The 24,925-nt window shown below is 75.1% G+C and carries 18 protein-coding genes; 16 read left to right on the forward strand and 2 right to left on the reverse strand.

Annotation, left to right across the window (positions count from 1 at the left end; translation table 11 throughout):
• The first annotated feature begins 103 nt into the window (after positions 1-103).
• The 5 genes from GXP71_RS01905 to GXP71_RS01925 all read left to right on the forward strand — a co-directional run bounded on the left by GXP71_RS01905 (position 104) and on the right by GXP71_RS01925 (position 4,898).
• Positions 104-913 (forward strand): TetR/AcrR family transcriptional regulator, encoded by an 810-nt coding sequence (locus GXP71_RS01905; protein WP_162351263.1) that lies wholly within the window; start codon positions 104-106, stop codon positions 911-913.
• Positions 910-2,577 carry a YndJ family transporter gene (locus GXP71_RS20080; RefSeq protein ID WP_202924317.1) on the forward strand — a complete coding sequence of 556 codons (1,668 nt, stop codon included), beginning with the start codon at positions 910-912 and terminating at the stop codon, positions 2,575-2,577. The genes GXP71_RS01905 and GXP71_RS20080 overlap by 4 nt, the downstream gene beginning before the upstream one ends.
• The gene (locus GXP71_RS01915; RefSeq protein WP_162351264.1) at positions 2,574-3,188 is read left to right on the forward strand and encodes a hypothetical protein; all 615 of its coding nucleotides are present in this window, start codon (positions 2,574-2,576) and stop codon (positions 3,186-3,188) included. Before GXP71_RS20080 ends, GXP71_RS01915 begins: the two co-directional genes overlap by 4 nt.
• A gap of 62 nt (positions 3,189-3,250) precedes the next feature.
• Positions 3,251-4,531, forward strand: a complete 1,281-nt coding sequence (locus tag GXP71_RS01920; protein WP_202924318.1) for an N-acetylglucosamine-6-phosphate deacetylase — start codon at positions 3,251-3,253, stop codon at positions 4,529-4,531.
• A 25-nt stretch (positions 4,532-4,556) separates the two neighbouring features.
• On the forward strand, positions 4,557-4,898 hold the full coding sequence (locus GXP71_RS01925; RefSeq protein WP_162351265.1) for a VOC family protein: 342 nt from the start codon (positions 4,557-4,559) through the stop codon (positions 4,896-4,898).
• 90 nt (positions 4,899-4,988) lie between these two features.
• Here GXP71_RS01925 and GXP71_RS01930 read toward each other — a convergent pair whose 3' ends face one another.
• Positions 4,989-7,847 (reverse strand): glycoside hydrolase family 3 protein, encoded by a 2,859-nt coding sequence (locus tag GXP71_RS01930; RefSeq protein WP_238402563.1) that lies wholly within the window; start codon positions 7,845-7,847, stop codon positions 4,989-4,991.
• Between the two features lie 301 nt (positions 7,848-8,148).
• Here GXP71_RS01930 and GXP71_RS01935 point away from each other — a divergent pair, with 301 nt between their 5' ends.
• The 4 genes from GXP71_RS01935 to GXP71_RS01950 are packed head-to-tail and all read left to right on the forward strand — an operon-like array spanning position 8,149 to position 14,323.
• Entirely contained in the window at positions 8,149-9,807 is a 1,659-nt protein-coding gene (locus GXP71_RS01935; RefSeq protein ID WP_162351267.1) for a twin-arginine translocation signal domain-containing protein, read from the forward strand.
• A gap of 7 nt (positions 9,808-9,814) precedes the next feature.
• Positions 9,815-10,831 carry a sugar ABC transporter permease gene (locus tag GXP71_RS01940; protein WP_162351268.1) on the forward strand — a complete coding sequence of 339 codons (1,017 nt, stop codon included), beginning with the start codon at positions 9,815-9,817 and terminating at the stop codon, positions 10,829-10,831.
• Positions 10,828-11,835 carry a carbohydrate ABC transporter permease gene (locus GXP71_RS01945; RefSeq protein ID WP_162351269.1) on the forward strand — a complete coding sequence of 336 codons (1,008 nt, stop codon included), beginning with the start codon at positions 10,828-10,830 and terminating at the stop codon, positions 11,833-11,835. Before GXP71_RS01940 ends, GXP71_RS01945 begins: the two co-directional genes overlap by 4 nt.
• A 1-nt stretch (position 11,836) precedes the next feature.
• On the forward strand, positions 11,837-14,323 hold the full coding sequence (locus GXP71_RS01950; RefSeq protein ID WP_162351270.1) for a glycoside hydrolase N-terminal domain-containing protein: 2,487 nt from the start codon (positions 11,837-11,839) through the stop codon (positions 14,321-14,323).
• A 50-nt stretch (positions 14,324-14,373) separates the two neighbouring features.
• Here the strand turns inward: GXP71_RS01950 and GXP71_RS01955 are convergent, their stop codons facing one another.
• Positions 14,374-15,378 carry a LacI family DNA-binding transcriptional regulator gene (locus tag GXP71_RS01955; protein ID WP_162351271.1) on the reverse strand — a complete coding sequence of 335 codons (1,005 nt, stop codon included), beginning with the start codon at positions 15,376-15,378 and terminating at the stop codon, positions 14,374-14,376.
• 230 nt (positions 15,379-15,608) lie between these two features.
• Between GXP71_RS01955 and GXP71_RS01960 the strand changes: the two genes are divergently transcribed.
• The 7 genes from GXP71_RS01960 (at position 15,609) to GXP71_RS01990 (ending at position 24,624) form a co-directional block, all read left to right on the forward strand.
• Positions 15,609-17,630: a beta-galactosidase gene (locus GXP71_RS01960; protein ID WP_162351272.1), complete on the forward strand. Its 2,022-nt coding sequence runs from the start codon at positions 15,609-15,611 to the stop codon at positions 17,628-17,630.
• Positions 17,627-19,909, forward strand: a complete 2,283-nt coding sequence (yicI, locus tag GXP71_RS01965; RefSeq protein ID WP_162351273.1) for an alpha-xylosidase — start codon at positions 17,627-17,629, stop codon at positions 19,907-19,909. The genes GXP71_RS01960 and yicI overlap by 4 nt, the downstream gene beginning before the upstream one ends.
• Before the next feature lie 225 nt (positions 19,910-20,134).
• Positions 20,135-21,589 (forward strand): glycoside hydrolase family 1 protein, encoded by a 1,455-nt coding sequence (locus GXP71_RS01970; RefSeq protein ID WP_162351274.1) that lies wholly within the window; start codon positions 20,135-20,137, stop codon positions 21,587-21,589.
• 162 nt (positions 21,590-21,751) lie between these two features.
• The gene (locus GXP71_RS01975; RefSeq protein ID WP_162351275.1) at positions 21,752-22,057 is read left to right on the forward strand and encodes a hypothetical protein; all 306 of its coding nucleotides are present in this window, start codon (positions 21,752-21,754) and stop codon (positions 22,055-22,057) included.
• Between the two features lie 10 nt (positions 22,058-22,067).
• On the forward strand, positions 22,068-23,015 hold the full coding sequence (locus GXP71_RS01980) for an HAD family hydrolase (protein WP_162351276.1): 948 nt from the start codon (positions 22,068-22,070) through the stop codon (positions 23,013-23,015).
• Positions 23,016-23,026: 11 nt separating this feature from the next.
• Positions 23,027-23,830: an alpha/beta hydrolase gene (locus GXP71_RS01985; protein WP_162351277.1), complete on the forward strand. Its 804-nt coding sequence runs from the start codon at positions 23,027-23,029 to the stop codon at positions 23,828-23,830.
• A complete protein-coding gene (locus tag GXP71_RS01990) occupies positions 23,827-24,624 on the forward strand; it encodes an alpha/beta fold hydrolase (protein ID WP_162351278.1) in 798 nt (265 codons plus the stop codon). The genes GXP71_RS01985 and GXP71_RS01990 overlap by 4 nt, the downstream gene beginning before the upstream one ends.
• Positions 24,625-24,925 lie beyond the last annotated feature (301 nt).

Here is a 24,925-nt window from a genome sequence, read left to right on the forward strand (position 1 = left end):
CGTGGGTCGCGCGTCACACCACCTCCCGTTCCGTGCCCGTGCTGCCTGCGCTACGGTGTTGAACACGTTCAGTTGAACACGTTCAACCGCGAGGAGCAGGGGTATGGACGAGGCGGAGACGCGCCGCGGGGGAGCAGGGGAGGTGCCGGTGGCGGGCGAGGTGCGGGAGGTCCGCGAGGTGCGTGACACGCGAGCGCTCGTGCGGGCCACGGCGCTGCGGCTGTTCCGGGAGCGCGGCTACGCGGCGACGACGATGCGGCTCGTCGCGCAGGAGGCCGGTGTCGCGACCGGGAACGCGTACTACCACTTCGCCTCGAAGGACCACCTCGTCCAGGAGCTCTACCTCGACGTGACGCAGGACCACGCACGGCGGTCGGCGGCGGTGCTCGCCGCAGGGGGCGACCTGCCGACGCTGCTGCGCGGCGTGCTGCACGCCGGGCTGGACGCGTTCGCCGGGTACCACGCGTTCGGCACGGAGTTCGTCACCGTGGCGATCCGGCCCACGTCGGCCGCGAGCCCTTTCTCCACGGCGTCCCGCGGAGCGCGCGCGACCAGCGAGGAGGTGTTCCGCCAGGTCGTCGACCGCGCGGCGCCCGCGGTGCCGCGCCACCTGCGGGCCGACCTGCCCGAGCTCCTGTGGCTCGCGCAGCTCGGCGTCACGCTGTTCTGGGTGCACGACGGGTCGCCCGGTCAGCGGCGCACGCGCGCGCTCGTCGACGGTGCCGCACCCCTCGTCGGCCGGCTCGTGAGCCTCGCGCGGCTCCCCGTCGCCCGGCGCGTCACGGACGACCTGCTGCGACTCGTGCGCGAGGCGATGCGCGTGGACGACGACGTCGAGCGTCGGCACGACACGAGCGGACCGGTCGCCCCCGAGGTGCGGTCGGCGGTCGGCGACGCGGGGGAGGGCGCGTGAGCGCGGACGGGCTGGGGGCGCCTGCCCTGGCCGCCGTCCACGTCGTCGTCGGGATCGGTGCGACAGTCGTGGTCCCGCTCGGTCTGCGACTGCTCGGCCCGCAGGTGGTCCCGCGCCCGGCGTCGCGGGCATGGCCGCTCGCGGGTCTCGCCGCGGCGGTGGCCGTCTGGCTCCCCGTCGGACCGGTCGCCGCGGCCCTCGCGCTGCCCTTCGCGGTGGCGGGCGTGGTGCTCGCGGTGGCGGGCCTCGGGGTCTTCGTGCGCCCACCCGAGACGCCGGCCGTGCGGGGGCGTCGCTGGGCGGTCGCCGTCGCGCTCGTCACGCCCGCGATCGGCGCCGCGGCGCTGGTCGCGGAGCGCGCGGGGTGGGGGCTGCTGGGCTTCGGCGGCACGTACCTGACGCTGACGGTCCCGCACATGCTGTTCGCGGGGTTCGGCGCGTGCCTGGTGGCGGGCCTCGTGACGGGGGTCGCGCCGGGCCGTGCCGCCGACGTCGCCGCTGCGGCGGTTCCCGTGGGCGTCCTGCTGGTGCTCGGCGGCTACTTCGTGTCGGACCCGGCGGAGCTCGTCGGAGCCGTCGTGCTCACGGTGGCCCTCTGGTGCGGCGCGGCCGCGGTGCTGCGCGGGTCGTCGCGCGGGTCGTCGCGCGGACCGGGGACGGGTGGCGCGACGGGCGTCGACGTGCGGCGCGCACGGGTGCTGCTCCGCGTGGGCGCCGTGGTCGTCGTCGTGGCGATGCTGCCGGCGCTGTGGTGGGCCGCGGGCGAGGCGTTCGGGCTGCCGCACCCGGGGCTCGGCCTGATGGTCGCGACGCACGGCGTCGCCCACGCGCTCGGGTTCGTCGGGTGCACGCTCGTCGGGCTCACCGTGCTCGGCCGCCGCCCGTCGCCGAACGTGAGCACGGCGGACCGTCGTGGTCTCGACGCCCGTGCGGACGCCGACGTGCCGCGCGACGCGGGCGGTCCCGACGCCGTCGTCCCGCCCGGTGCCGGTGGTGCCGACGCGGGCCCCTCGCACGGCGAGCGGGGTCGTGGCCCGGACGTCCCGCACGGCGTCGCCAGTCGCGACGACGGAGTCACGTACGCGGAGGTCGGGGCCACGCTGCGCGGCGACCGCCCCGCGGGCTACCGCTGCACGGCGAGACGGTGGCGCGTCGCCGCGCACGCCACGGCCGAGGAGGCGGTCGCGCTCGGTGACGACCTCCTGGCGTGGCGGGTCCAGGCGGCGGCGGGCGTCCGTGTCGACGCCGACGGTCCGGCCCGACCGGGAGTGCGCGTCGTGAGCCGTCCGGGCGTGGGGCGGCTGCGTCTGACCGCGCCCTGCGTCGTGGTGGCCGTCGACGAGGCCGCGTGCCACACCGCGTTCGCGTACGGCACCGTCCCGGGCCACCCGTTCCGCGGGGAGGAGCTGTTCGCGGTCGAGCGGGACGCCGACGGGAGCGTGTGGTTCGTCGTCGAGGCGTTCTCCCTGCCGGCGGTGTGGTGGGCGCGCGTGGCCTGGCCGGCGGTCGGTCTGGGGCAGCACGCGTACGCCCGGATGCTCGCGGGCGCGGCGCGACGTCTGCACCGCGCGCGGATGGCGTCGCGCGCCTCCGCACCCGAGCCGCGCGCCGCAGGCCCCGCGCCGCGCGGAGCCGCACCCGAGCCGCGCGGGGTCGACCGGTGACGGGCACAGGGCCGTCGGAGTCGCCGTGGGGCGCGGCGCCGGTGGGGCACGGGGCGTCCCGGACGGACGCGCACCGGCCCCCGTGGGCCCCCGAGGACTGGCACGCGGGGCTGGTGCGGGGACCCGCGCGGGTGGCGCTGCTGTGCGCGCTGTGCTGGACGGTCCTGCTGGGGGTGACCCTCGTCTCCGGCGTCGTCGCGACCGCGCTGACCGCGTGGCGCACCGCGGCGGGAGGCGGCGGCGCGGACGTCGCGTCCGCCTCCGCGTCGCTCGTCCTCGTGCCGTTCGTCGCGCTCACCGCGATCGTGCCGGTCGCGGTCGTGGGGTGGCCCGTGGGGCTCCTGACGGCGTGGCTGCTCCGTCGTCGGCCGCGCGAGGCCGAGCACGTGCTCGCCTTCGCCGCCGTGGGTGCGGTGCTGGCGGTCGGGCTGCTGCCGTCGTGGGCGAGCGGCGCGTGGCCCGCGGCAGGTGCGGCGGGCGCGCTGGTGGCGCTCGTGGGCGCGGGTGGGGCGGGCGGTGGGCGGTGGTGGGCCGGTGCGGTCCTCCGTCGCCGGGCCGCTCGCGGCGAGCTCGCCGCCCGTCCGGGCATCGCCCCGCCGACTTCGTGGTGACCACCGCGACGGGCGACGTGGCACCGGCCACGAGCGAGCGGACGGTGCGGCAGGATGCTCGCGTGAGCGTCGACGCCTCCCTCGACCCCGCCGGCACGACCGGCCCCGCACCGCACGTCCTGCGCGGACGCGTCGTCACCCCGGCGCGGGTGCTGGACGACGGCGTCGTCGTCGTGGTGGGTGCCACGCTCGCGTGGGTCGGACCCGCGGACCGGGTCCCGGCGCCGTGGACCGTCCCGGCGGAGAGCGCCGGCACGCTCCTGCCGGGCCTCGTGGACGTGCACTGCCACGGGGGCGGCGGGGCGAGCTTCCCCGACGCGGTCGACGTCGGGACGGCGCGCACGGCGGCGCACGAGCACCTGCGGCACGGCACGACGAGCCTCGTCGCGTCGCTCGTGACGGCGCCACGCGACGTCCTGCTCGCGCGGACCGCGGTCCTCGCCGATCTCGCCGACGCGGGTGACGTCGTGGGCATCCATCTCGAGGGGCCGTTCCTGTCGGCGGACCGCTGCGGGGCGCAGAACCCCGACGACATGCGGCCGGGCGACGCGGCGCTCGTCGCGGAGGTCGCCGCGGCGGCGCGCGGTCACCTCGTGACGATGACGGTCGCGCCGGAGGTGCCGGGTGTCGCGGACGGGACCGGGACGGCGGACGCGCGCGCGGACGTGCTCGCGGCGCTCGTCGACGCGGGGGCGCTGCCGTCGGTCGGCCACACGGACGCGTCGGCGGCGCAGGTCGACGTGGCCGTCGACCGGGCGTTCGACCTCCTGGCGTCGGCGCCGGCGGCGCGGTCCGGGCGCCTGACGGCGACGCACCTGTTCAACGGCATGCGCCCGCTGCACCATCGCGACCCCGGCCCTGTCGCCGCGTGCCTGGCGGCGGCGGCGCGGGGCGAGCTCGTCGTCGAGCTCGTGGCCGACGGCACGCACCTCGCCGACGACACGGTGCGGGCGGTCCTCGACCTCGTCGGTCCGGGGTCGGTCGCGCTCGTGACGGACGCGATGGCGGCGGCCGGCATGCCCGACGGCGACTACCGCCTGGGTCCGATGGCCGTGCGCGTCGCCGACGGTGTCGCCCGGATCGTCGAGGCCGACGGGTCCACGCCGCCGGGCGGCGGCGCCATCGCGGGCGGCGTCGCCCACCTGCTCGACGTCGTGCGCAACGTCGTCGCGGCGGGCGTGCCGCTCGAGGACGCGGTGCTCGCGGCGGCGACCACGCCCGCCGACGTGCTGGGTCGGCGCGACCTGGGCGCGCTGGTCGCGGGCCGGCGTGCCGACGTCGTGGTCGTCGACGACGCGCTCGCCCCGGTCCGCGTGATGCGCGCGGGTGCCTGGGTGGCCTGAGGGGCGCGACGGTAGCGTCGTCCGGGTGGCGACCTTCATCAAGAGCGTGACGTTCGACGCGGCCGACGCGCTCGCGCTGGCCGGCTTCTGGGCGGCGGCGCTCGGGAGCGATGTCGACGAGGACTCGACGCGCGACAAGGCGTTCGTCGAGCCCGCGGGCTGGGGCGGCCCGACGCTGTGGTTCCAGCGCGTGCCGGAGCCGAAGACCGCGAAGAACCGCCTGCACTTCGACCTGCGGGCGCCCGAGGGCGACGTGCCTGCCGAGGTCGAGCGCCTGCGGGCGCTGGGGGCGACGGTCGTCGTGGTGCGGGGCGACGGCCTGACGGTGATGCGCGACCCGGAGGGCAACGAGTTCTGCGTCGAGTGACGCCCCGCCACCGGCCGGACCCGGCCGACGGACGTCGGACGGCACCGAGGCACCCGCTGACGCCGCGTCGTCCGCCCGGGGAGCGGGCGGTCAGCCCGCGCGCGTCCCCCGCACCTCGCCGAGCCGGACGGTGCCGTCGAGCACGAGCCGCACGTCGGTCTCGCCCCAGGTCGGCAGCGTGGTGCGCGGCGTCGCGCGCACGGTGCGCCAGTCCCACCGGTCCGTGCCCTCGGGGACGGCAGCGGTCGCGACCCGCTCCCAGCGCCGTCCCTCGCGCACCTCGACGTGGACCGCGGCGGGGCCCGCGTCGGTGCGGGCGACGGTGAGCTCGAGCCCGCCGACGCCGTGCAGGTCGACGTCGCGCAGCAGCACCCACCCGGTCCGGGCGTCCGGGGCGACCTCGACGGCGGTGCCCGCGTCCCGGTCCCGGGGGACCAGCCGGACGTCGGCGCGCTCGTCGTGGTCGACGGCGCGAACCCAGCCCTCGAGCAGGGTGCGCGGCGGGACGGGCGTCCCGGCGACCTTGAGGTCGGCGACGAGCGGCAGGTCCTCGGCGGACGACCCGGCGTGCAGCTCGTACCCGCCGGGCTCGACGACGAACGACCCGCTCGTGACGTCCCACACGGCGAGGCCCGCGACGGCCACGGCGAGCGCGACCTCGCGCGTCTCGCCCGGCTCGAGGCGCACGCGCTCGAAGCTCACGAGGCTGCGCCGCGGGTACGGCAGCCGGTGCGCGGGCGCGGCCGCGTAGACCTGGACGAGCTCCTCGGCGACGCGGTCGCCGGTGTTCTGCACGATGACGCGCGCGGTGGCGACGGAGAGCTCGTCGAGGTCGTCCTCGGCGTCGACGGTCAGGCCGAGGTACTCGACGGCGCTGTAGGTGAGCCCGTGCCCGAAGGCCCAGCGCGCCGGGTGCGGGGCGTACCAGTACGTGTGGCCGCCGCCGATCGGGTCGTGGTCGAACAGGTCGCCGACGTGCGCCTCGTCGGCGGGCCACTGCTGCGTGAGGCGCCCGGTGGGCTCGACGTCGCCGGTGAGCACGTCGACGAGCCCGTGCCCGAGCTCCTGCCCGGCGTGCGCGCTCCAGACGACGGCGGAGGCGGCGTCGCCGAGGTCGCCGAGCACGTAGGGGTACGACGAGACGACGGTGAGCACGGTCGTCGGGTTCGCGTCGAGCACGGTGCGCGCGAGCTCGGCCTGGGCGTGGGGGAGCCGCAGGTGGGGTCGGTCCTCGGTCTCGCGCCCGAGCAGGTGCGGGTCGTTGCCGACGGCGAGGACGACGACGTCCGCGTCGCGGGCAGCCGCGGCCGCCCGGGCGTGCCCGGAGTGCACGGTGCGGGCGGTGAAACGCTCGGCGTGCTGCGGGTCGGCGGCGTCGGCGACGAGCACGCCGCCGTCGCGCTGCACGACGACCCACCGTCCCGACCCGACGTGCTGGACGGACACCGTGTCGTCGCCGTGGGCGTGCACGCGGAACGACTCCTGCACGACCCAGCCGCCCACGCGGTCGGCGTCGGCGTGCAGGATCCACCGCGCACCGGTCCACAGCCGGCCGGTGCGCAGCGACCGCAGCGTGTGCAGGCCTTCGCCCCACGACGTGAGGTCGACGTGCGTGTCCTCGTCGGCGCGCGGGGCGTCGGCGACGAGGACGCCGTCGTCGCCCGGCCGCACGTAGCGGCCGGTCGTGACGGAGCGCAGCGCGACGCGGTCGGCGCCGTCGACGAGCGTCACGCGGTCCGCGCCGAGCCGCGCGGCCAGGGCGTCCGCGAGCGTGACCGTGTACGGCGGCGTGCCGGAGTACCAGTCGGTGCAGACCTGGTCGGCGTGCGGCCCGACGACGGCGACGCGCACGCCGTCGCGCAGCGGCAGCACCCCGTCGTTCTCGAGGACGACGACGCCGGCGGCGGCGGCCCGGCGCGCGAGCGCGCGGTGCTCGGGCAGGTCGATCGCGTCCGCGCCGGTCCCGGCCCACGGGTCGAGGTCGGGGTCGAGCTCGCCGGTCGCGAGCCGCAGCTCGAGCTGGCGCAGCACGGCCCGGTCGACGTCGGCCGCGTCGAGCAGCCCGGCGTCGAGGGCGGCTCGGACCCGCCCGACGGTGATCGACGAGTCCGCGTCGTGGTCGGTGAACGAGTCGACGCCGGCCCGGAGCGCGGCGGCCGCGGCGGTGGTGTGGTCCGGGTGGTACCGCTCGCCCGTGACGAGGTTGCTCGGCGCACCGGCGTCGGAGACGACGAGCAGGAACCCGTCGCGGTCGTCGCGCAGCGCGTCGATGAGGTCCTTCGAGACGTGCGTCGGCCGCCCGTTGACGAGGTTGTAGGACGGCATCACGGCGCCGACGACGCCCGCGCGCAGGGGCCCGAGGAACGCGGGCAGCTCGTACTCGTGCAGCGCGCGCGGCGGGAGCTGGGCGCTGAGGACGGCGCGGTCCGTCTCGACGCCGTACGCGAGCAGGTGCTTGAGGGTGGGGACGGTCCGCCAGTAGACGGGGTGGTCGCCGCGCAGCCCGCGCGCGTAGGCGGTCGCGAGCGTGGCGGTGAGGTGCGGGTCCTCGGAGAAGCCCTCCTCGTTGCGCCCCCACCGCGGGTGCCGCAGCGGGTTGACGACGGGTGCCCAGACGTTGAGCGACACGGTCGGGTCGGCCGCGTGCTTGGCGCGGACCTCGGTGCCGACGACCGCGCCGACCTGCGTGATCAGGTCGAGGTCCCACGTCGCGGCGAGCCCGACGGGCTGCGGGAAGGTCGTCGCGGTGCCGAGCCACGCGACGCCGTGGAGGGCCTCGGTCCCGGTCCGGAACTCCGCGAGACCGAGCCGGGGGACGGCGGGCACACGTTGGTGCAGGAACGCGATCCGCTCGTCGAGCGTGAGCCGCCCGAGCAGGTCGCGGGCCCGGTCGGGCAGGGGGAGCGCGGGGTCGCGGAACGGCGGGGTGGGCGGGGCGTCGTCGGCCACGGGGTCCTCACGGTGGGTCGGGTCGAGCGGGCGGGCGGCCTCGGCAGGCCGTGCTCCGTCGCCCGGCCTGACGAAGCCGCTGGTTGAACCGTTTCGACGATCGCCACGGCCCTCACGGGCTGTCACCATCGCCGGAGTTCGACGGACTCGCGCGGTTCATGGTGGTCCACGACGCCGGATCAGGCAAGGCGGTCGCCGGCGCGCACCAACCCTTGCCCGACGATTCGTTCATGCCGTACATTTCCCGCGATCGAACCGCTTCGATGCGCGATCCCGCCTCACGAGGAAGTGAAGGACGAAGATGACCCCTCCCCTCCAGCTCGGCCGCGTCGGCGACGTGGCTGTCGACCGGCGCTCGTTCCTGGGGATGCTGGCCGCCGGCGCCGCGGTCGTCGGCGTCCCGTCCCTGCTCAGCGCGTGCAGCCCCGGAACCCCCACCGGCGCGGCGACCAGCGCGGCACCGATCGGCGACGTCATCCCGAGCTACATCCCGGTCACCTACGCCGAGCCCGACTACCCGAGCGTCTCCGGCTCGGTCCCGGGCTACGAGAAGATCCCCGCCGAGCTCGTGCGGTCCGTGCCCACGGCCCCCGGCACGGGCCTGGTCTTCACCGCGATGACGCCCCTGTGGGGCACGATCCCGCCGACCAAGGGCAACCAGTACTACGCGGCGGTCAACGAGCTCATGGGCTCGGACCTCAACTTCCAGATCGCCGACGGCAACACCTACGGCGACAAGCTCGCCGCCGTGCTCGCGTCGGCCAAGGACGTCCCGGACTGGGTCTCGATCCCGACGTGGAACCTCCCGCCGCGGTTCGGCTCGGAGATCGTCGGCAACGTGTTCCAGGACCTCACGCCGTACCTCGCGGGCGACCTCGTCGAGGAGTACCCGAACCTCGCCAACATCCCGTCCGACGCGTGGAAGTTCTGCGTCTTCAACGGCCGCCTCTACGGTCTGCCGTTCCCGGGCGAGACGATCACCGACGCGACCTTCTACCGCCGCGACCTGCTCGAGGCCATGGGCATCACGCCGGCCGTGACGAACGGGCAGGACCTGCTCGACCTCGCCAAGGAGCTCACGGGCGGCAACCAGTGGGGCGCCGACGACCTGTGGAACACGGCCGCGATCATCCACGGCGTCGTGCCGAAGTGGAAGCTCGAGGGCGACAAGCTCGTGCACCGCGTCGAGACCGACGAGTACCGGCAGGCGCTCGAGTGGAACGCGGCGCTGTTCGCGTCGGGCGCGGTGCACCCCGACGCGGTCGCGGGCCAGACCGGCGACGCGAAGCTGCGGTTCCAGAGCGGCCAGACGCTCATCGCCTCGGACGGCGTCGGCGGCTGGCACGAGGCCATGCGCGACAACCTCGCGGCCAACCCGTCGTACTGGCAGCAGCCGTTCGACCCGTTCGCGGCCGACGGCGGGGAGCCCGTGCTGTGGAAGGGCAACCCGGCGAACATCTTCTCGTTCCTCAAGAAGTCCGACGACGAGGCCCGGATCAAGGAGCTGCTCGCGCTGGCCAACGTCATCGCGGCACCGTTCGGCACGACCGAGTACGACGTCATCAACAACGGCGTCGAGGGCGTGCACTACACGAAGGGTGCGGACGGCCTGCCCGTCCCGACGGAGCTCGCCGCGACCGAGCTGCAGCCGACGTACATCTTCCTCGTCGACCCGCCGCTGTCCGAGACGCACGTGCAGTACCCCGGGTACGTCAAGGCCGCGTCGGAGTGGAAGGCCAAGGCGTCGGGCTACGCGCAGGACCCGCTGTTCTACGCGCAGCAGATCGTCGAGCCCGCGCAGTACGCGTCGATCGGCCAGCCGTTCGTCGACCTCGAGAAGGACATCTCGCGCGGTCGCAAGTCCATGGCGGACCTCGACGCGGCCATCGAGACCTGGCGGTCGTCGGGCGGCGAGGAGCTGCGCGCGTTCTACCAGGACATCCTGGACAGCCAGTCCTGAGGCGCTCATGGCACTCGACGCACTGACCCGTCGGCGCGGCACGTCCGCGCCGGCGCCGGACCCGGTGACCGGCGCGGGGCACACCCCCGCGCCGGCCCGGCCGCCGGTCCGGAAGATCCCGCTCCGCACGCGCCTCAAGCGCGACCGCTCGCTCCTGATCATGGTGCTGCCGGCCGTCGTGCTGCTGGTCGTGTTCGCGTACGTCCCCATGCTGGGCAACGTCATCGCGTGGCAGCAGTACTCGCCCTACACGGGGTTCCTGCACTCCACGTACGTCGGCTGGGCCAACTTCGAGCGGGTGTTCACGAACCCGCTGTTCCTCGACGCGGTCGGCAACACGCTGGTCATCACCGCGTTCCAGCTGCTGTTCTTCTTCCCGATCCCGATCCTGCTGGCGCTGCTGCTCAACAGCGTGCTGTCGCCGCGGGTGCGCACCACGATCCAGTCGATCGTCTACCTGCCGCACTTCTTCTCGTGGGTGCTGGTCGTGACGATCTTCCAGCAGATCTTCGGCGGTGCCGGGCTCGTCAACCAGACGCTGCGCGACCACGGGCTGTCGGGCTTCGACATGATGACGAACCCCGACACGTTCCTCGTGCTCATCACGATGCAGTCCGTCTGGAAGGACGCCGGCTGGGGGATCATCATCTTCCTCGCCGCGCTGTCGACCGTGTCGCCCGAGCACTACGAGGCCGCGGCCGTCGACGGTGCGAACCGCTGGCGACGCATGTGGCACGTGACGCTGCCGGCCATGCGGCCCGTCATCATCCTGCTGCTCATCCTGCGCCTCGGTGACTCGCTCACCGTCGGCTTCGAGCAGCTCATCCTGCAGCGCGCCGCCGTCGGCGTGGACGTCGCCGAGGTCATCGACACGTACGTCTACTACCAGGGCGTCGTGTACGCGGACTGGAGCTTCGCGGCCGCCGCAGGGCTCGTCAAGGGAGTCGTCAGCCTGGTCCTCGTGCTGGGCGCCAACAAGCTCGCCCACGTGTTCGGCGAGGCGGGGGTGTACAAGCGCGCATGAGCGGACAGTCACCGGAGATCACCGCAGCACCCCCGGTGCTGCCCGCCGCGGCCGTCGGCACGACGCCCGACCGCCCGACCCCCGCACCGCGCCGTCGGCGGGGGTCCAAGCACCGACCGGTCTGGGAGGAGCGCCCGACCCCCGTCGGCCTCGCGCTCAAGGGGCTCGTGCTGACGCTCGTCGCGCTCGCGGTCCTGTTCCCGCTGTGGACCGTGCTCCTCACGAGCTTCTCGACGCAGGCGGAGACGCTGCGCGTCGGCGGCCTCGTGACCGTGCCGGGCGAGCTCACGCTCAACGCCTACCGGCAGATCCTGTCGGGCGGCGTGGTGTCGCGCGCCGCGCTCGTGAGCGTCGGGATCACCGCGGTCGGCACGGTCATCTCGACGATCGTGTCGGTCCTCGCGGCCTACGGGCTGTCGCGGCCGGGATCCGTGCTGCACCGGCCGATCCTGTTCGTCTTCCTCGTCACGATGTTCTTCGGCGCCGGGCTCATCCCGACGTACCTGCTGGTCAGCAGCCTGGGGCTCATCAACAGCTACTGGTCGCTGATCCTGCCCGGGGCGGTGTCGGCGTTCAACGTGCTGATCCTGCGCAGCTTCTTCATGGGCATCGACCAGTCGATCCTCGACGCCGCCCGCATCGACGGCGCGGGCGACTGGCGGGTGCTCGGCCGGATCGTCCTGCCGATGTCGAAGGCGGCGGTCGCGGTCGTCGCGCTCTTCTACGGCGTGGGCTACTGGAACGCGTTCTTCAACGCGATGCTCTACATCAACGACAACGCGAAGTGGCCGCTCCAGCTTGTCCTGCGGTCCTACGTCCTGCAGGGCGTGAGCCTGCCGGGCGGTGGCACGACCGGCCAGGTCGACGCGGCGACCGGTGTCGTGAGCGGCCTGCCCGTCCAGATGGCCGTCATGGTCCTCGCGATCGTGCCGATCCTGCTCGTCTACCCGTTCGTGCAGCGCCACTTCACCAAGGGCGTGATCTTCGGCGCCATCAAGGGCTGACGTGGCGGGCCGTCGCACCCTGCTGTCCTTCGCCGGACCGGCGCGGACGTGGGTCGAGGCGTTCCCGGTGGGGAACGGCCGGCTCGGCGCGATGGTCCACGGCGGTGCCGACCGCGCGCGCGTGCAGGTCAACGACGCGACCGCGTGGTCGGGTCGGCCGGACGGCCCGGACCGCGCGCTCGCGGCCGTGCGTGCCGCGGGCGCCGGGCCGGAGCGTCTCGCGTCGGCGCGCGCGGCGCTCGCGGAAGGGCGGCACGACGACGCGGCCGACCTCCTCGCGGTGTTCCAGGGCCCGTGGACGCAGGCGTTCCAGCCGTTCGTCGACCTGCACGTCACGGTGTGCGCGCCCGAGCGCACGACCGACCGTCGTCCGCCCGCGGCGGAGGCGGCGACCGGAGCACCCGCGACCTCCGCCGCGCCCGCCGCGCTCGCCTCACCCGCCGCGCCCGCGACCGCGGCCCCCGGGACCGCGCAGGTCCGGCGTCCCGACGACTCCCCGCGGACGCTGGACCTGCGCGACGGCACGGTCGTCGAGCACGTCCCGGTCGGAGCCGGGTCGGTCGAGGTCGAGTGGTACGCGAGCGCGGTCGACGGTGCGCTGCACGGCCGGTGGGCGTCGGACGCGCCGTTCGCGCTGCGCGTCGAGCTGTCGACCGGGCACGACGTGCGCGCCGACCACCACGCGCCGGGCGGCCGCGTGCTCGTCCTCGAGCTGCCCGACGACGTCCCGCCGGGCCACGAGCCGCAGGCGGCGACCCTGCGCACGGGCGAGGGAAAGTCGCTCACGGGGGTCGCCGCGCTGCTCGCGTGCAGCGACGGCGAGGTCGCGGGCTCGTCGTCGGCGCTGCGGGTGTCGGGTGCGACGTGGGTCGAGGTCGTGCTCGCGACGGGCACGACGTCGCCGTGGCCGTCCGACGGCGCGCTCCGCCCGCGGGAGGACGTGGTCGCGGACGTCCTCGCGTGCGCGCGCCAGGCGCTGCCCGGCAGCCGGGCCGACGGCGACGCGTCGCGCGGCCGGCACGTCGCGGACCACCGTCGGCTGCTCGACGCGTGCACGCTCGACCTGACGGGCGCGGACGTCCACCTGCGTCTGCCCGACGCGATCGCGTCGGCGCCGCACGCCGCGCTCGCGCAGGCGGTGTTCGACCACGGCCGCTACCTGCTGGTCGCCTCGTCGCGCCCGGGCTCGCCGCCCGCGAACCTGCAGGGCGTCTGGAACGCCGAGGCGACGCCGCCGTGGTCGAGCGGGTACACGCTCAACGTCAACCTCGAGATGGCGTACTGGGGCGCGGAGGCCGTCGGGCTGGGGGAGTGCCACGAGCCGCTGCTGGACCACGTGGGCCTGGTCGCCCGGCGGGGCACGGCGGTCGCACGGGACGTGTACGGCTGCGGCGGCTGGGTCGCGCACCACAACAGCGACGTGTGGGGCTGGGCGCTGCCCGTCGGTGCCGGTCACGGCGACGCGTCGTGGGCGCACTGGTCGATGGGCGGCGTCTGGCTGTGCCGGCACCTGTGGGACCACGCCGACGCGACGGGCGACCTCGGCTTCCTGCGCGAGCGGGCCTGGCCGCTGCTGCACGGCGCCGCGGAGTTCTGCCTCGACTGGCTCGTCGAGGCGCCCGACGGCCGGCTCACGACGTCGCCGTCGACGTCGCCCGAGAACACGTTCGTGCGGCCGGACGGGGGCACGGGCGCGCTGACGACGGGCGCGACCATGGACCTCGTCCTGGTCCGCGACCTGCTGGAGCGCTGCCTGGACACCGTCGCGCTGCTCGACCTGGACGACCCGATCGAGCCCCGGCTGCGCTCCGCGCTGCACCGGCTGGCCGACCCGGGCGTCGGCCCGGACGGTCTGCTGCGTGAGTGGTCGCACGACGCCCCTGCCGTCGACCCGCACCACCGTCACCTGTCGCACCTCGTGGGCCTCTTCCCCCTCGCGCAGGTCGACGTCGTCGACACCCCGGACCTCGCGAAGGCCGCGCGCGCGTCGCTCGACGCCCGCGGTCCCGGGTCGACCGGGTGGTCGCTCGCGTGGAAGACGGCGCTGCGCGCCCGCCTCGGGGACGGCGACGCGGTCGGTGCGCTGCTCACGGAGGCGATGCAGCCCGCGGACCCGTCGTCGGCGGAGCGGGAGCGCGGTGGCCTGCTGCCGAACCTGTTCTCGACGCACCCGCCGTTCCAGGTGGACGGCAACCTGGGTCTGGTCGCCGCGGTCGCCGAGGCGCTGGTCCAGTCGACGCCGGGCCGCGTGCGCCTGCTCCCGGCGCTGCCGCCGCAGTGGCCCGACGGGTCGGTGCGCGGTGTGCGCGGGCGCGGCGGGCTGGTGGTCGACGTGACGTGGTCGGGGGGTGCGCTGCGTGGTGTCGTGCTGCGCGCGGGCCGTGGGGGCACCCTGGAGGTGGTGCACGCCGACCGGACGCGGACCTTGTCGCTGCGCGCGGGTGCGACGGTCCGCCTCGACGGGGACCTGACGGAGGTGCCGGTGTGAGCGGCGGGACGCGACCGACGCCGGGCGTGCCCGGCGTCGGGCCGCAGCGGTCAGGCGGGTGCGGCGCAGCTCCCGCGCTCGATGAAGGCCGGGGACAGCAGACGCGTCTCGGCGGCCTTCTTCTGGTCGAGCCGCTCGATCGTCATCTCGACGGCGGTGCGGCCGATCTCCTCGGCGGGGACGTCGATCGCGGACAGGGGGAGGGCGAGGTGCTCGGCGAGGCTGGACGGCGCGACGGCGAGCACGGACACGTCGCCGGGCACGGAACGGTTGCTCCGCGCGAGCGCGGCGAGCACGCCGGGCAGCGCGGCCTCGTTGTGCACGACGAGCGCGGTGAGGTCGTCCAGCTCGGCGAACGCGCGCTCGACCGCGGCCTCCGCGCCGGGGTAGGTGGCCTCGGTCGGGACGACGGTGTGCCGGACGCCGGCTGGCCCGGCCTGGGAGCGGAAGCCGTCGACGATGCGCACCGCGTAGTTGGCGCTGCGGGCGAGCGCGGCGGAGGGCGCACCGAGCAGCGCGATGCTGCGGTGGCCGTGGTCGACGAGGTGCCGGACGGCGAGCCGGCCCGCTGCGGCGAAGTCGAGGTCGACGCACGACAGGCCGTGCGGGTCGCTGGGCACGCCGATGAGGACGGACGGCTGGCGGAGCCCCGCGAGCACGGGCAGGCGGGGGTCCAGCGTCTCGATGTCCATGAGGATGAGCGCGTCGACCATGCTGCCGTTCGCGAGCCGTTGGACGCCGTTGACGTCGTCCTGGGTGAGGACGAGGACGTCGTGGTCGAAGTCGCGCGCACGCGTGATGACGCCGGAGACGACCTCCATGACGATCGCGACGTTGGCCTCGAGCGCGCGCAGCGGGACGACGAGCCCGAGGACGTTGGTGCGGCTCGACGCGAGCGCGCGGGCGCCGGCGTGGGGGCTGAACCCGAGGTCGCGGATCGCCTTCTCGACGCGGTGCCGGGTCGCGAGCGAGATCGGGCGCTTGCCGGAGAGCACGTAGCTCACGGTCGAGGACGAGACGCCCGCTGCCTTCGCGACGTCGGCGATCGTGGCCATGCGGGGAGTGTAGCGGTACAGGCGTGTCGCCTGACCCGTTCGACGACGCGTCCTCGACTAAACGCTTCGACAGCGGTTATCGCAACTACCAGGGCGTCAACGCGGGGGAATGGACACGTAGCGTCGGCAGCGGCTAGCGTCCGGTGCGGCTTCGTTGTTGAAGCGCTTCGACGATCGACGCACGGACCGGCGGGTCACGTCGCCCGGACGGCGGCACGGGGGAGGGTGGCATGAGGAGTCTGGACGCGCTCACCGCCGCCCACGGCGTCCTCTACGGCGGCGACTGGAACCCCGAGCAGTGGACGCCCGACGTGTGGCGCGAGGACGTCGCGCTCATGCGCGCGGCCGGTGTCAACCTCGTGTCCGTCGGGATCTTCTCGTGGGCGACGCTCGAGCCCGAGCCCGGCCGCTTCGAGACCGCGTGGCTCGACGAGGTCCTCGACCTCCTGCACGACGCCGGCATCGCCGTCGACCTCGCGACCCCCACCGCGTCACCGCCGCCGTGGCTCGCGCACCGGCACCCGGAGACCTCGGCCGTCGACGCCCAGGGCGTGCGGATGAGCGTCGGCTCGCGCAACCACTTCTGCCCGGGCTCGCAGGTGTTCCGCGACCACGTGGCCGCGGTCGTGCGGCACCTCGTCGACCGATACGCCGACCACCCGGCCGTCGCGATGTGGCACGTCGGCAACGAGCTCGGCCAGACGTGCTGGTGCGACCTGTGCGCCGAGCGCCTGCGCACCTGGCTGCGCGCGCGGTACGGCGACGTCGACGCGCTCAACGCCGCGTGGGCGACCGCGTTCTGGAGCCAGCGGTACTCCTCGTTCGACGAGGTCGTCCCGCCGCGCGCCGCGCCGTACCTGCACAACCCCGCCGCCGAGCTCGACTTCCGGCGCTTCACGTCGGACCAGCTCCGCGAGCTCTACCGGCTGCAGGCCGCGATCATCCGCGGGCGTTCCGACGCGCCCGTCACGACGAACGTCATGAACTTCTTCCCGGGCGTCGACCAGCACACGTGGGCCGACGACGTCGACGTCGTCGCCGACGACTGCTACACCGACCCCGCCGACGCGTCGTCGCCCGCGCGCGCGGCCCTGGCCCACGACCTCGTCCGCGGCGTGCGACGAGGGCAGCCGTGGCTCCTCATGGAGCAGGCCGCGGGCGCCGTGAGCTGGCGTGCGCACAACGTGCCGAAGAGCCCGGGTGCGATGGTCCTGGACTCGCTGCGCGCGGTCGCGCACGGCGCGGACGGTGTCTGCTACTTCCAGTGGCGCGCGTCGACGGGCGGCGCCGAGCGCTTCCACTCGGCGATGGTGCCGCACGCCGGCCCGGACACCGACCTGCACCGGGCGGTCCGCGCGCAGGGCGCGCTGCTGCAGCGGCTGCGTCCCGTCGTCGGCACCCGCGTCGACGCACGCGTCGCGCTCGTCTTCGACTGGCCGTCGTGGTGGGCGGGCGAGCTCCTGCCCGCGCGGCCGTCGATGCGCCTCGACGTGCTGGGCCAGCTCGCGGCGTACCACGAGCCGCTCTGGCGGGCGGGGATCGCGACCGACGTCGTGCCGCCGTCGGCGGACCTCGACGGCTACGACCTCGTCGTCGTCCCGTCGCTGCACGCGGTCACCGACGAGGACGCGGCGAACGTCGCGCGCGTCCCGGAGCGCGGCGGCGTGCTGCTCGTCGGCCCGTTCAGCGCGGTCGCCGACGAGCACGCGCGCGTCCGCCGGGGCCGGTTCCCCGTCCCGTGGGCCGGGGTCCTCGGTGCGTCGGGGGAGGACTGGCGACCGCTCGACGACGCGGGAGTCGCGGTCGCGTCGGACGCGTACGGGCACTTCACCGCGACGACGTGGTCCGAGCACGTCCGCAGCGACGGCGCCGAGGTCCTCGCGACCTACGCCGACGGCGACCTCGCCGGCCGCCCCGCGCTGACCCGGCGCACGCACGGCGCCGACGCCGACGCCGGTCAGGCCTGGTACGTCACGACGGTGCCGCCGCGCGACGTGCTCGCGGCCGTCGTCGCCGACTGCGTGGCGGCCGCCGGTGTGACAGCCCCGCTCGCGGACCTGCCCGACGGCGTCGAGGTCGCGCGCCGCGGCGACGTGCTGTTCGTGCTCAACCGGACGCGCGTGAAGCAGACGGTCCGTCTGCCGGACGCCGCGACCGACCTGCTCACGGGCGACGCCGTCGCCGACGAGCTCCTCCTGCCCGCCGAGGGCGCCGCAGCCCTGCACCTCGCACCGACCGAGAGGACACGATGAAGTTCACCGACGGGTACTGGCTCCCGCAGCCCGGGACGACGATCCTGCGGCCGCGCGACGTCGCCGACGTCCAGCTCGGCGACGACACCCTCACCGTGTGGTCCTCCACGGCGCCGCTGACGTCGCGGGGTGACACGCTCAACCGCCCGCTCGTGACGGTGACGTTCTCGTCGCCCATGGACGACGTGGTGGGCGTGCGCATCGAGCACTTCCAGGGCGGTGTCGACCGCGGCCCGCACTTCGACCTCACGACGCAGCCCGCGGGCGTCAAGGTCGAGCCCGCCGACGAGGACGGCGTCGCGACGTTCACCGCGGGCGCCCTCACGGCCCGCGTCCGCACGCGCGGCGAGTGGAGCGTGCAGTTCGAGGGCGACGGCCGCCACCTCACCGCGTCGACCCCGCGCAGCATCGGCGTCGTCACGGACGCGAAGGGCGACCACTACGTGCACGAGCAGCTCACGCTCGGCGTGGGCGAGCACGTCTACGGCCTGGGGGAGCGGTTCGGCGCGTTCGTGAAGAACGGCCAGAGCGTCGACATCTGGAACGCCGACGGCGGCACGGCGAGCGAGCAGGCGTACAAGAACGTGCCGTTCTACCTGTCGGACCAGGGCTACGGCGTCTTCGTCGACCACCCGGGTCTCGTGTCCTACGAGGTCGGCACCGAGGTCGTGTCGCGCACGCAGTTCTCCGTCGCGGGGGAGTCGCTGCAGTACTACGTGATCTACGGGCCGACGCCCAAGGACGTGCTGCGTCGCTACACGGCGCTGACCGGCCGTCCCGCGCGCGTGCCCGACTGGTCGTACGGCCTGTGGCTCTCGACGTCCTTCACGACGTCCTACGACGAGGCCACCGTGACGAGCTTCGTGGACGGCATGGCCGAGCGCGGCATCCCGCTGTCGGTCTTCCACTTCGACTGCTTCTGGATGCGCGAGTTCCACTGGAGCGACTTCACGTGGGACCCGGCGACGTTCCCGGACCCCGAGGGCATGCTCGCGCGGCTCAAGGCCAAGGGCCTGCGGATCTGCGTCTGGATCAACCCGTACATCGCGCAGCGCTCGCGGCTGTTCGCCGAGGGGCGCGAGCGCGGCTACCTGGTGAAGCGCGCCGACGGGTCCGTCTGGCAGACGGACCTGTGGCAGGCGGGCATGGGGCTCGTCGACTTCACCAACCCCGACGCGGTGCGCTGGTACACCGAGGAGCTGCGCACGCTGCTCGGGCAGGGAGTCGACTGCTTCAAGACGGACTTCGGGGAGCGGATCCCGACGGACGTCGTGTGGCACGACGGCACCGACCCGGAGCGGATGCACAACTACTACACGTACCTCTACAACAAGGCGGTCTGGGACCTGCTGGTCGAGGAGCGCGGCGAGGGCGAGGCGGTGCTGTTCGCGCGCTCGGCGACGGTCGGCGGCCAGCAGTTCCCCGTGCACTGGGGCGGCGACTCGGAGTCGACGTTCGCGTCGATGGCGGAGTCGCTGCGCGGCGGCCTGTCGCTCGCGCTGTCGGGCTTCGGCTACTGGAGCCACGACATCGGCGGGTTCGAGGGCACACCCGACCCCGCGGTGTTCAAGCGGTGGCTCGCGTTCGGCCTGCTGTCGTCGCACAGCCGCCTGCACGGCTCGGACTCCTACCGGGTGCCGTGGGCGTTCGACGACGAGGCCGTCGACGTGGCCCGCGACTTCACCCGACTCAAGCTGCGCCTCATGCCGTACCTCGCGCAGGCGGGCGTCGAGGCGCACGAGCAGGGCGTGCCGGTGATGCGCCCGATGGTGCTCGAGTTCCCCGACGACCGGGGCGCGCGGACCGTCGACACGCAGTACATGCTCGGCGAGCAGCTGCTCGTCGCCCCCGTGTTCTCGGCGGACGGCGAGGTCGACGTGTACGTCCCGGACGGCACGTGGACCTCGTTGCTGTCGGGCGAGCAGGTCACCGGTCCGCGGTGGGTGCGCGAGCGGCACGGGTTCGACTCGCTGCCGCTGTACGTCCGGCCGGGCGCGGTGGTGCCGTTCGCGGCGCGCGAGGAGCGCCCCGACGACGACTGGCTGGACGGCCTGACCCTGCGCGTCTTCGGGCTGCCGGACGGCCATCGGTCGGTCACGCGCGTCCCGTCGGCGGGCGGCGACGCCGAGTTCGAGGTCAGCCGGCAGGGCGGCACGGTGCGCGTCGAGGCGCGCGGCACGTCGTCGCCCTGGTCGGTGCAGGTCGCGCCGTCGGCGGACGGTCCGGGCGGGGCGGCGCACGCCGTCGCCGGCCAGGCCGTCGTCGAGCTGGCGGTCTGAGCCCGGCGTGGGCGACCGGTTCCAGCAGGCCGGTCGCCCACGTCGTCGCAGGTCGTGCGCGCTCAGGGCCTTACCGGTCAAGTAGAGTGCCGCCGAGGGGTCGCGGGAGCGGTCCCAGGCTGTGTATCGTATCGTTTCGACACCTCCGGACGGCCCGAGGCGTCGCACCCCGGGACACTGTCCGTCCCCGCACCCGCCGTCCGAACCCGAGCTCGAAGGACTCCCATGACGACCACGCGCCCCTCCGGCCGCCAGTTCTCCGACGACTTCCTCTGGGGGTCGGCGACCGCCTCGTACCAGATCGAGGGCGCGTACGACGAGGACGGGCGCGGCCCGTCCATCTGGGACACCTTCTCCCGCACCCCGGGCAAGGTGCTCAACGGCGACACCGGCGACGTCGCGGTCGACCACTACCACCGGGTCGCCGAGGACGTCGCGATCATGCAGGGCCTCGGCCTGCAGGCCTACCGCTTCTCGATCGCGTGGCCGCGCATCCAGCCGACCGGCTCGGGCGAGTTCAACCAGGCCGGCCTCGACTTCTACTCCGACCTCGTCGACCGCCTCGTCGCCGCCGGGATCAAGCCCGTGGCGACGCTCTACCACTGGGACCTCCCGCAGCCCCTCGAGGACGAGGGCGGCTGGGCGAACCGCGAGACCGCGTACCGGTTCGCCGACTACGCCCGCAAGCTCGCCGAGGTCCTGGGCGACCGCGTCCACCTGTGGACCACGCTCAACGAGCCGTGGTGCTCCGCGTTCCTCGGCTACGCGTCCGGCGTCCACGCCCCTGGCGTGACCGACGAGGTCAAGGCGCTCCAGGCCGTCCACCACCTCAACCTGGGCCACGGCCTCGCCGGCCGCGCGATCCGCGAGGTCCTCGGCGAGGACGCGCCGGTGTCGATCACGCTCAACCTGCACGTCACGCGCGCCGCGACCGACTCGGCCGACGACGTCGAGGCCAAGCGCCGCATCGACACCATCGCCAACGAGGTGTTCCTCGGCCCGCTGCTCGACGGCGAGTACCCCAAGGAGGTGTTCGCGGACACCGCGCACCTCACGGACTGGTCCTTCGTGCACGAGGGCGACCTCGAGCTCATCCGCATCCCGCTGACCGTCCTCGGCGTGAACTACTACTCGACGGGTCGCGTCCAGAAGGGCGCCGGCGTGCGGCTCGCCCCCGGCACCCCCGGCCCCGACGGGCACCGCGTGTCCGAGCACTCGCCGTGGGTCGCTGCCGAGTCGGTCGAGTGGCTCCCGCAGCCCGGCCCGCACACCGCGATGGGCTGGAACCAGGAGCCCCAGGGCCTCGTCGACCTGCTCCTCGAGCTCCGCGACCGCTACCCGAGCCAGCCGCTCGCCATCACGGAGAACGGTGCTGCGTTCTACGACACCGTCACCGAGGACGGCCGCGTGCACGACGCCGAGCGCGTCGCCTACCTGCACGACCACATCGACGCCGTCGGCGAGGCGATCGAGAAGGGCGCCGACGTCCGCGGCTACTTCGTGTGGTCGCTGCTCGACAACTTCGAGTGGGCGTACGGCTACGACCGCCGCTTCGGCGTCGTCCGCGTCGACTACGACACGCAGGAGCGGATCGTGAAGGACTCGGGCCTCTGGTACCGCGAGCTCCTGCGTACCCGCACGATCGCGCCCGTCGAGTCGGCCGCCGCGATCCAGCCCTGACACCCGTGCACCGGACGGCCCGCCCCTCGCTCGGGGCGGGCCGTCCGTCGTCCGGGGGATCGGCGCAGTCCGCGACGTGCACGGCGTGGGCGCGGCGGGCCACGGACAAGGCCCGTCGCGGCACGGTCCGCGCGACCCACGGACGCGGGAGAGGATGGACGCATGCCCCGCAGCCGACGCTCGACGAAGCGCCCCTACGGCGCCGAGCACGTCAGCCTCGACCTCGACCGCGCCACCGGCGGGCGCCGGTCCGAGAGCGCGGCCGACGGCGAGTGGGTCGTCCAGCAGGTCCGCGGCTCCGACCGCGAGTACCGCTGCCCCGGGTGCGACCAGGTCGTCGGGCCCGGAACCGCGCACGTCGTCGCATGGCGGTCGGACGGTCTGTTCGGCGAGGCCGTCGACGACCGGCGGCACTGGCACGCGTCGTGCTGGCAGGCCCGCGGGCGGCGTCGCCCGACGCGCCGCTAGGGTGCGGCCGATGAGCACCACCGCCGACGGCAGCCCGCGGGACGCCACCGAGCCCGACCCGGTCCCCGACGCCGACGATCTCCCGCTGCCGGCCGAGCCGCCGCGCCTCGTCGCCACCGACCTCGACGGCACCCTCCTGCGTCCCGACGGCACCGTGTCCGCGCGTACCGCCGCGGCTCTCGCCGCTGCCGAGGAGGCGGGGATCGCGGTCGTCTTCGTCACCGCGCGCCCGCACCGCTGGCTCGCCGACCTCCAGGCGCACGTCGCCGGGCACGGCGTCGCGCTGTGCGCCAACGGTGCGTCGGTCGTCGACGTCGGCACGCTCCAGGTGCTCGAGCAGCACGGCATGCCCGCGGACGTCGTCGGGGCGGTCGTCGAGCGGCTGCGCGCGCGCTGGGGCGCCGACCGCGTGCACCTCGCCGTCGAGGGGGCCGACGGCTTCGCGCACGAGCGCGGCTACGCGAGCGACCACCCGGTCCCGCCCGACGCGCGGTCCGCCGACCGCATCGAGGACCTGCTCACGGGGCCCACGCTCAAGCTCCTCGTCCGGACGTCCGCCGAGCCGACCGACGGCGCCGCGTTCGTCGACGCGCTCGTCGACGTCGTCGGGGACCTCGCGGTGGTCGCCGACTCCGGCGCGCACGGCCTGGGCGAGATCAGCGGACCCGGCGTCACCAAGGCCGCAGGGCTCGCGCGGTGGGCCGCGACCCAGGGGATCGACCAGCGCGCCGTGTGGGCCGTCGGCGACGCCCCCAACGACCTGCCGATGCTCGCGTGGGCGGGCACCTCCTTCGCGGTCGCCAACGCCTACCCGGCGGTGCTCGAGGCCGCCGACCACCGGCTGCCGTCCAACGCCGACGACGGCGTCGCCGTCCTGCTCGAGCACGCCGTCGCCGCGGTGCCCGCAGCGCAGCGCGAGGGCGCCCCCCGGACCGCGAGGTCGTCGGCGCCGTCCTAGGCTCGTGCCCGATGAGCACGCACACGTCGCCCGCGACCCCGATCCGCTCCCTCACGGTCCTGCCCGCGCACCGCGAGGACGTCGAGCTCCACACCGCCGACGGCCTCACGCTCGTCGGCGAGCTCGCCCGCCCGCTCGGCCCCGACGGCGGACCGGCCACCCCCACGGCGACGCTCGTGACGCTCCACCCCCTGCCCACGCACGGCGGCTACATGGACTCGCACGTCTACCGCAAGGCCGCGTGGCGCCTGCCCGCGCTCGCCGACCTCGCCGTGCTCCGCTTCAACACGCGCGGCACGTCCAGCCCGCGCGGCACCAGCGGCGGCGCGTTCGACGGCGGCGTGGGCGAGCAGTTCGACGTGCACGCCGCGATCGAGTTCGCCGAGTTCCACGACCTGCCGCGCCGCTGGCTCGTCGGCTGGTCGTTCGGCACCGAGCTCGCCCTCATGCACGGCCGCGACCCGTCGATCGAGGGCGCGATCCTCCTGTCGCCGCCCCTGCACCGCGCGACCGACGCCGACCTCGACGCGTGGGCCGCCTTCGGCAAGCCGCTCGTCGTCCTCGTCCCCGAGCACGACGACTACCTGCGGCCCGACGAGGCCCGCCGCCGCTTCGCGCGCGTCCCGCAGGCCGAGGTCATCGGCGTCGACGGCGCCAAGCACCTCTGGGTGGGGGAGGCCGCCGTCCGGCGCGTGCTCGACGAGGTCGTCGCGCACGTCCTGCCCGGCCACGCGCCGCTGCCGACCACGTGGGACGGCCCGAGCACCACCGCCGAGAACCCGGCCGCGCTCGCGGTCGGCGAGGAGGACGCATGACGCTGCACACGTTCCGCACCGCCGGTCCCGACGGGTCCGGCGCGCTCCCCGTCGTGCTGCTGCACGGCTTCCCCCTCGACCACCGCATGTGGGACGCCGTCGCCGAGGCGCTCCCCGGCGACCGGACCGTCCTGGCCGTCGACCTCCCCGGCACCCCCGGTTCCGCCGACGCGCTCCCCGAGCCGTCGCTCGACGCGTCCGCGGACCTCGTGGCCACCGACCTGCGGGCCGCCGGCCACGACCGGGCCGTCGTCGTCGGCCTGTCGATGGGCGGGTACGTCGCGCTCGCGCTCCTCGAGCGGCACCCCGACCTCGTCGCCGGCCTGGGGCTCGTCGACACGAAGTCCACGGCCGACACCGACGAGGCCCGCGCGAACCGGCTGCGGATCGCCGCCGCCGCGGAGGACGGCGACACCGTCGAGCCCGTCCGACCGATGTCGACCGGCCTGCTCGGGGAGTCCAGCCGCGCTGCCCGCCCCGAGCTCGTCGACCAGCTCGCCGCCTGGATCGAGGACCAGCCGCCCGCCGGCGTCGCCTGGTCGCAGCGGGCGATGGCCGCGCGCCCCGACCGCACCGAGGTCCTGCGCGCCTTCCCCGGCCCGGTCGTCGCCGTGGTCGGCGACGAGGACACCGTGACCCCCGTGTCCGCCGCCGAGCACCTCGTCGCCGCGGCCCCGGACGCCCAGCTCGTCGTCGTCGCCCGCGCCGGCCACATGTCCGCCGTCGAGGACCCGTCCGCGGTCGCCGCGGCCCTCGCGGACCTCCTCCAGCGCGCCGACACCGCGACCGCGTAGCAGCCCGCCGTCGGCCTCCACCGTCGACCACGCGCACGACCCGACCGCGCCGTGCCGGGCGAGAGGCCCCACGCCTCGAGCGGGCGCGTCCCGCACCCGCGGATGTCGGGAGCGGAGCCCGTCCCGTCGTGCGCGGGCGGCCCGGTCCGGCCGGGTGGGGAGCACCGCCCTTCGTGCACGCACGCGCGGCGTCAGGCCAGCGCGGAGCCCGACCCCCGGGTCCTGCGCGGACGCCCGTGCCGGACCAGTGAGGAGCGCCACCCGTCGTGCACGCGCAGGGCCGCGTGAGGGCGAGGGTGGA

It is taken from the genome of Cellulomonas sp. H30R-01, from assembly GCF_010119915.1.
GTDB classification, from domain to species: Bacteria; Actinomycetota; Actinomycetes; order Actinomycetales; family Cellulomonadaceae; genus Cellulomonas; species Cellulomonas algicola.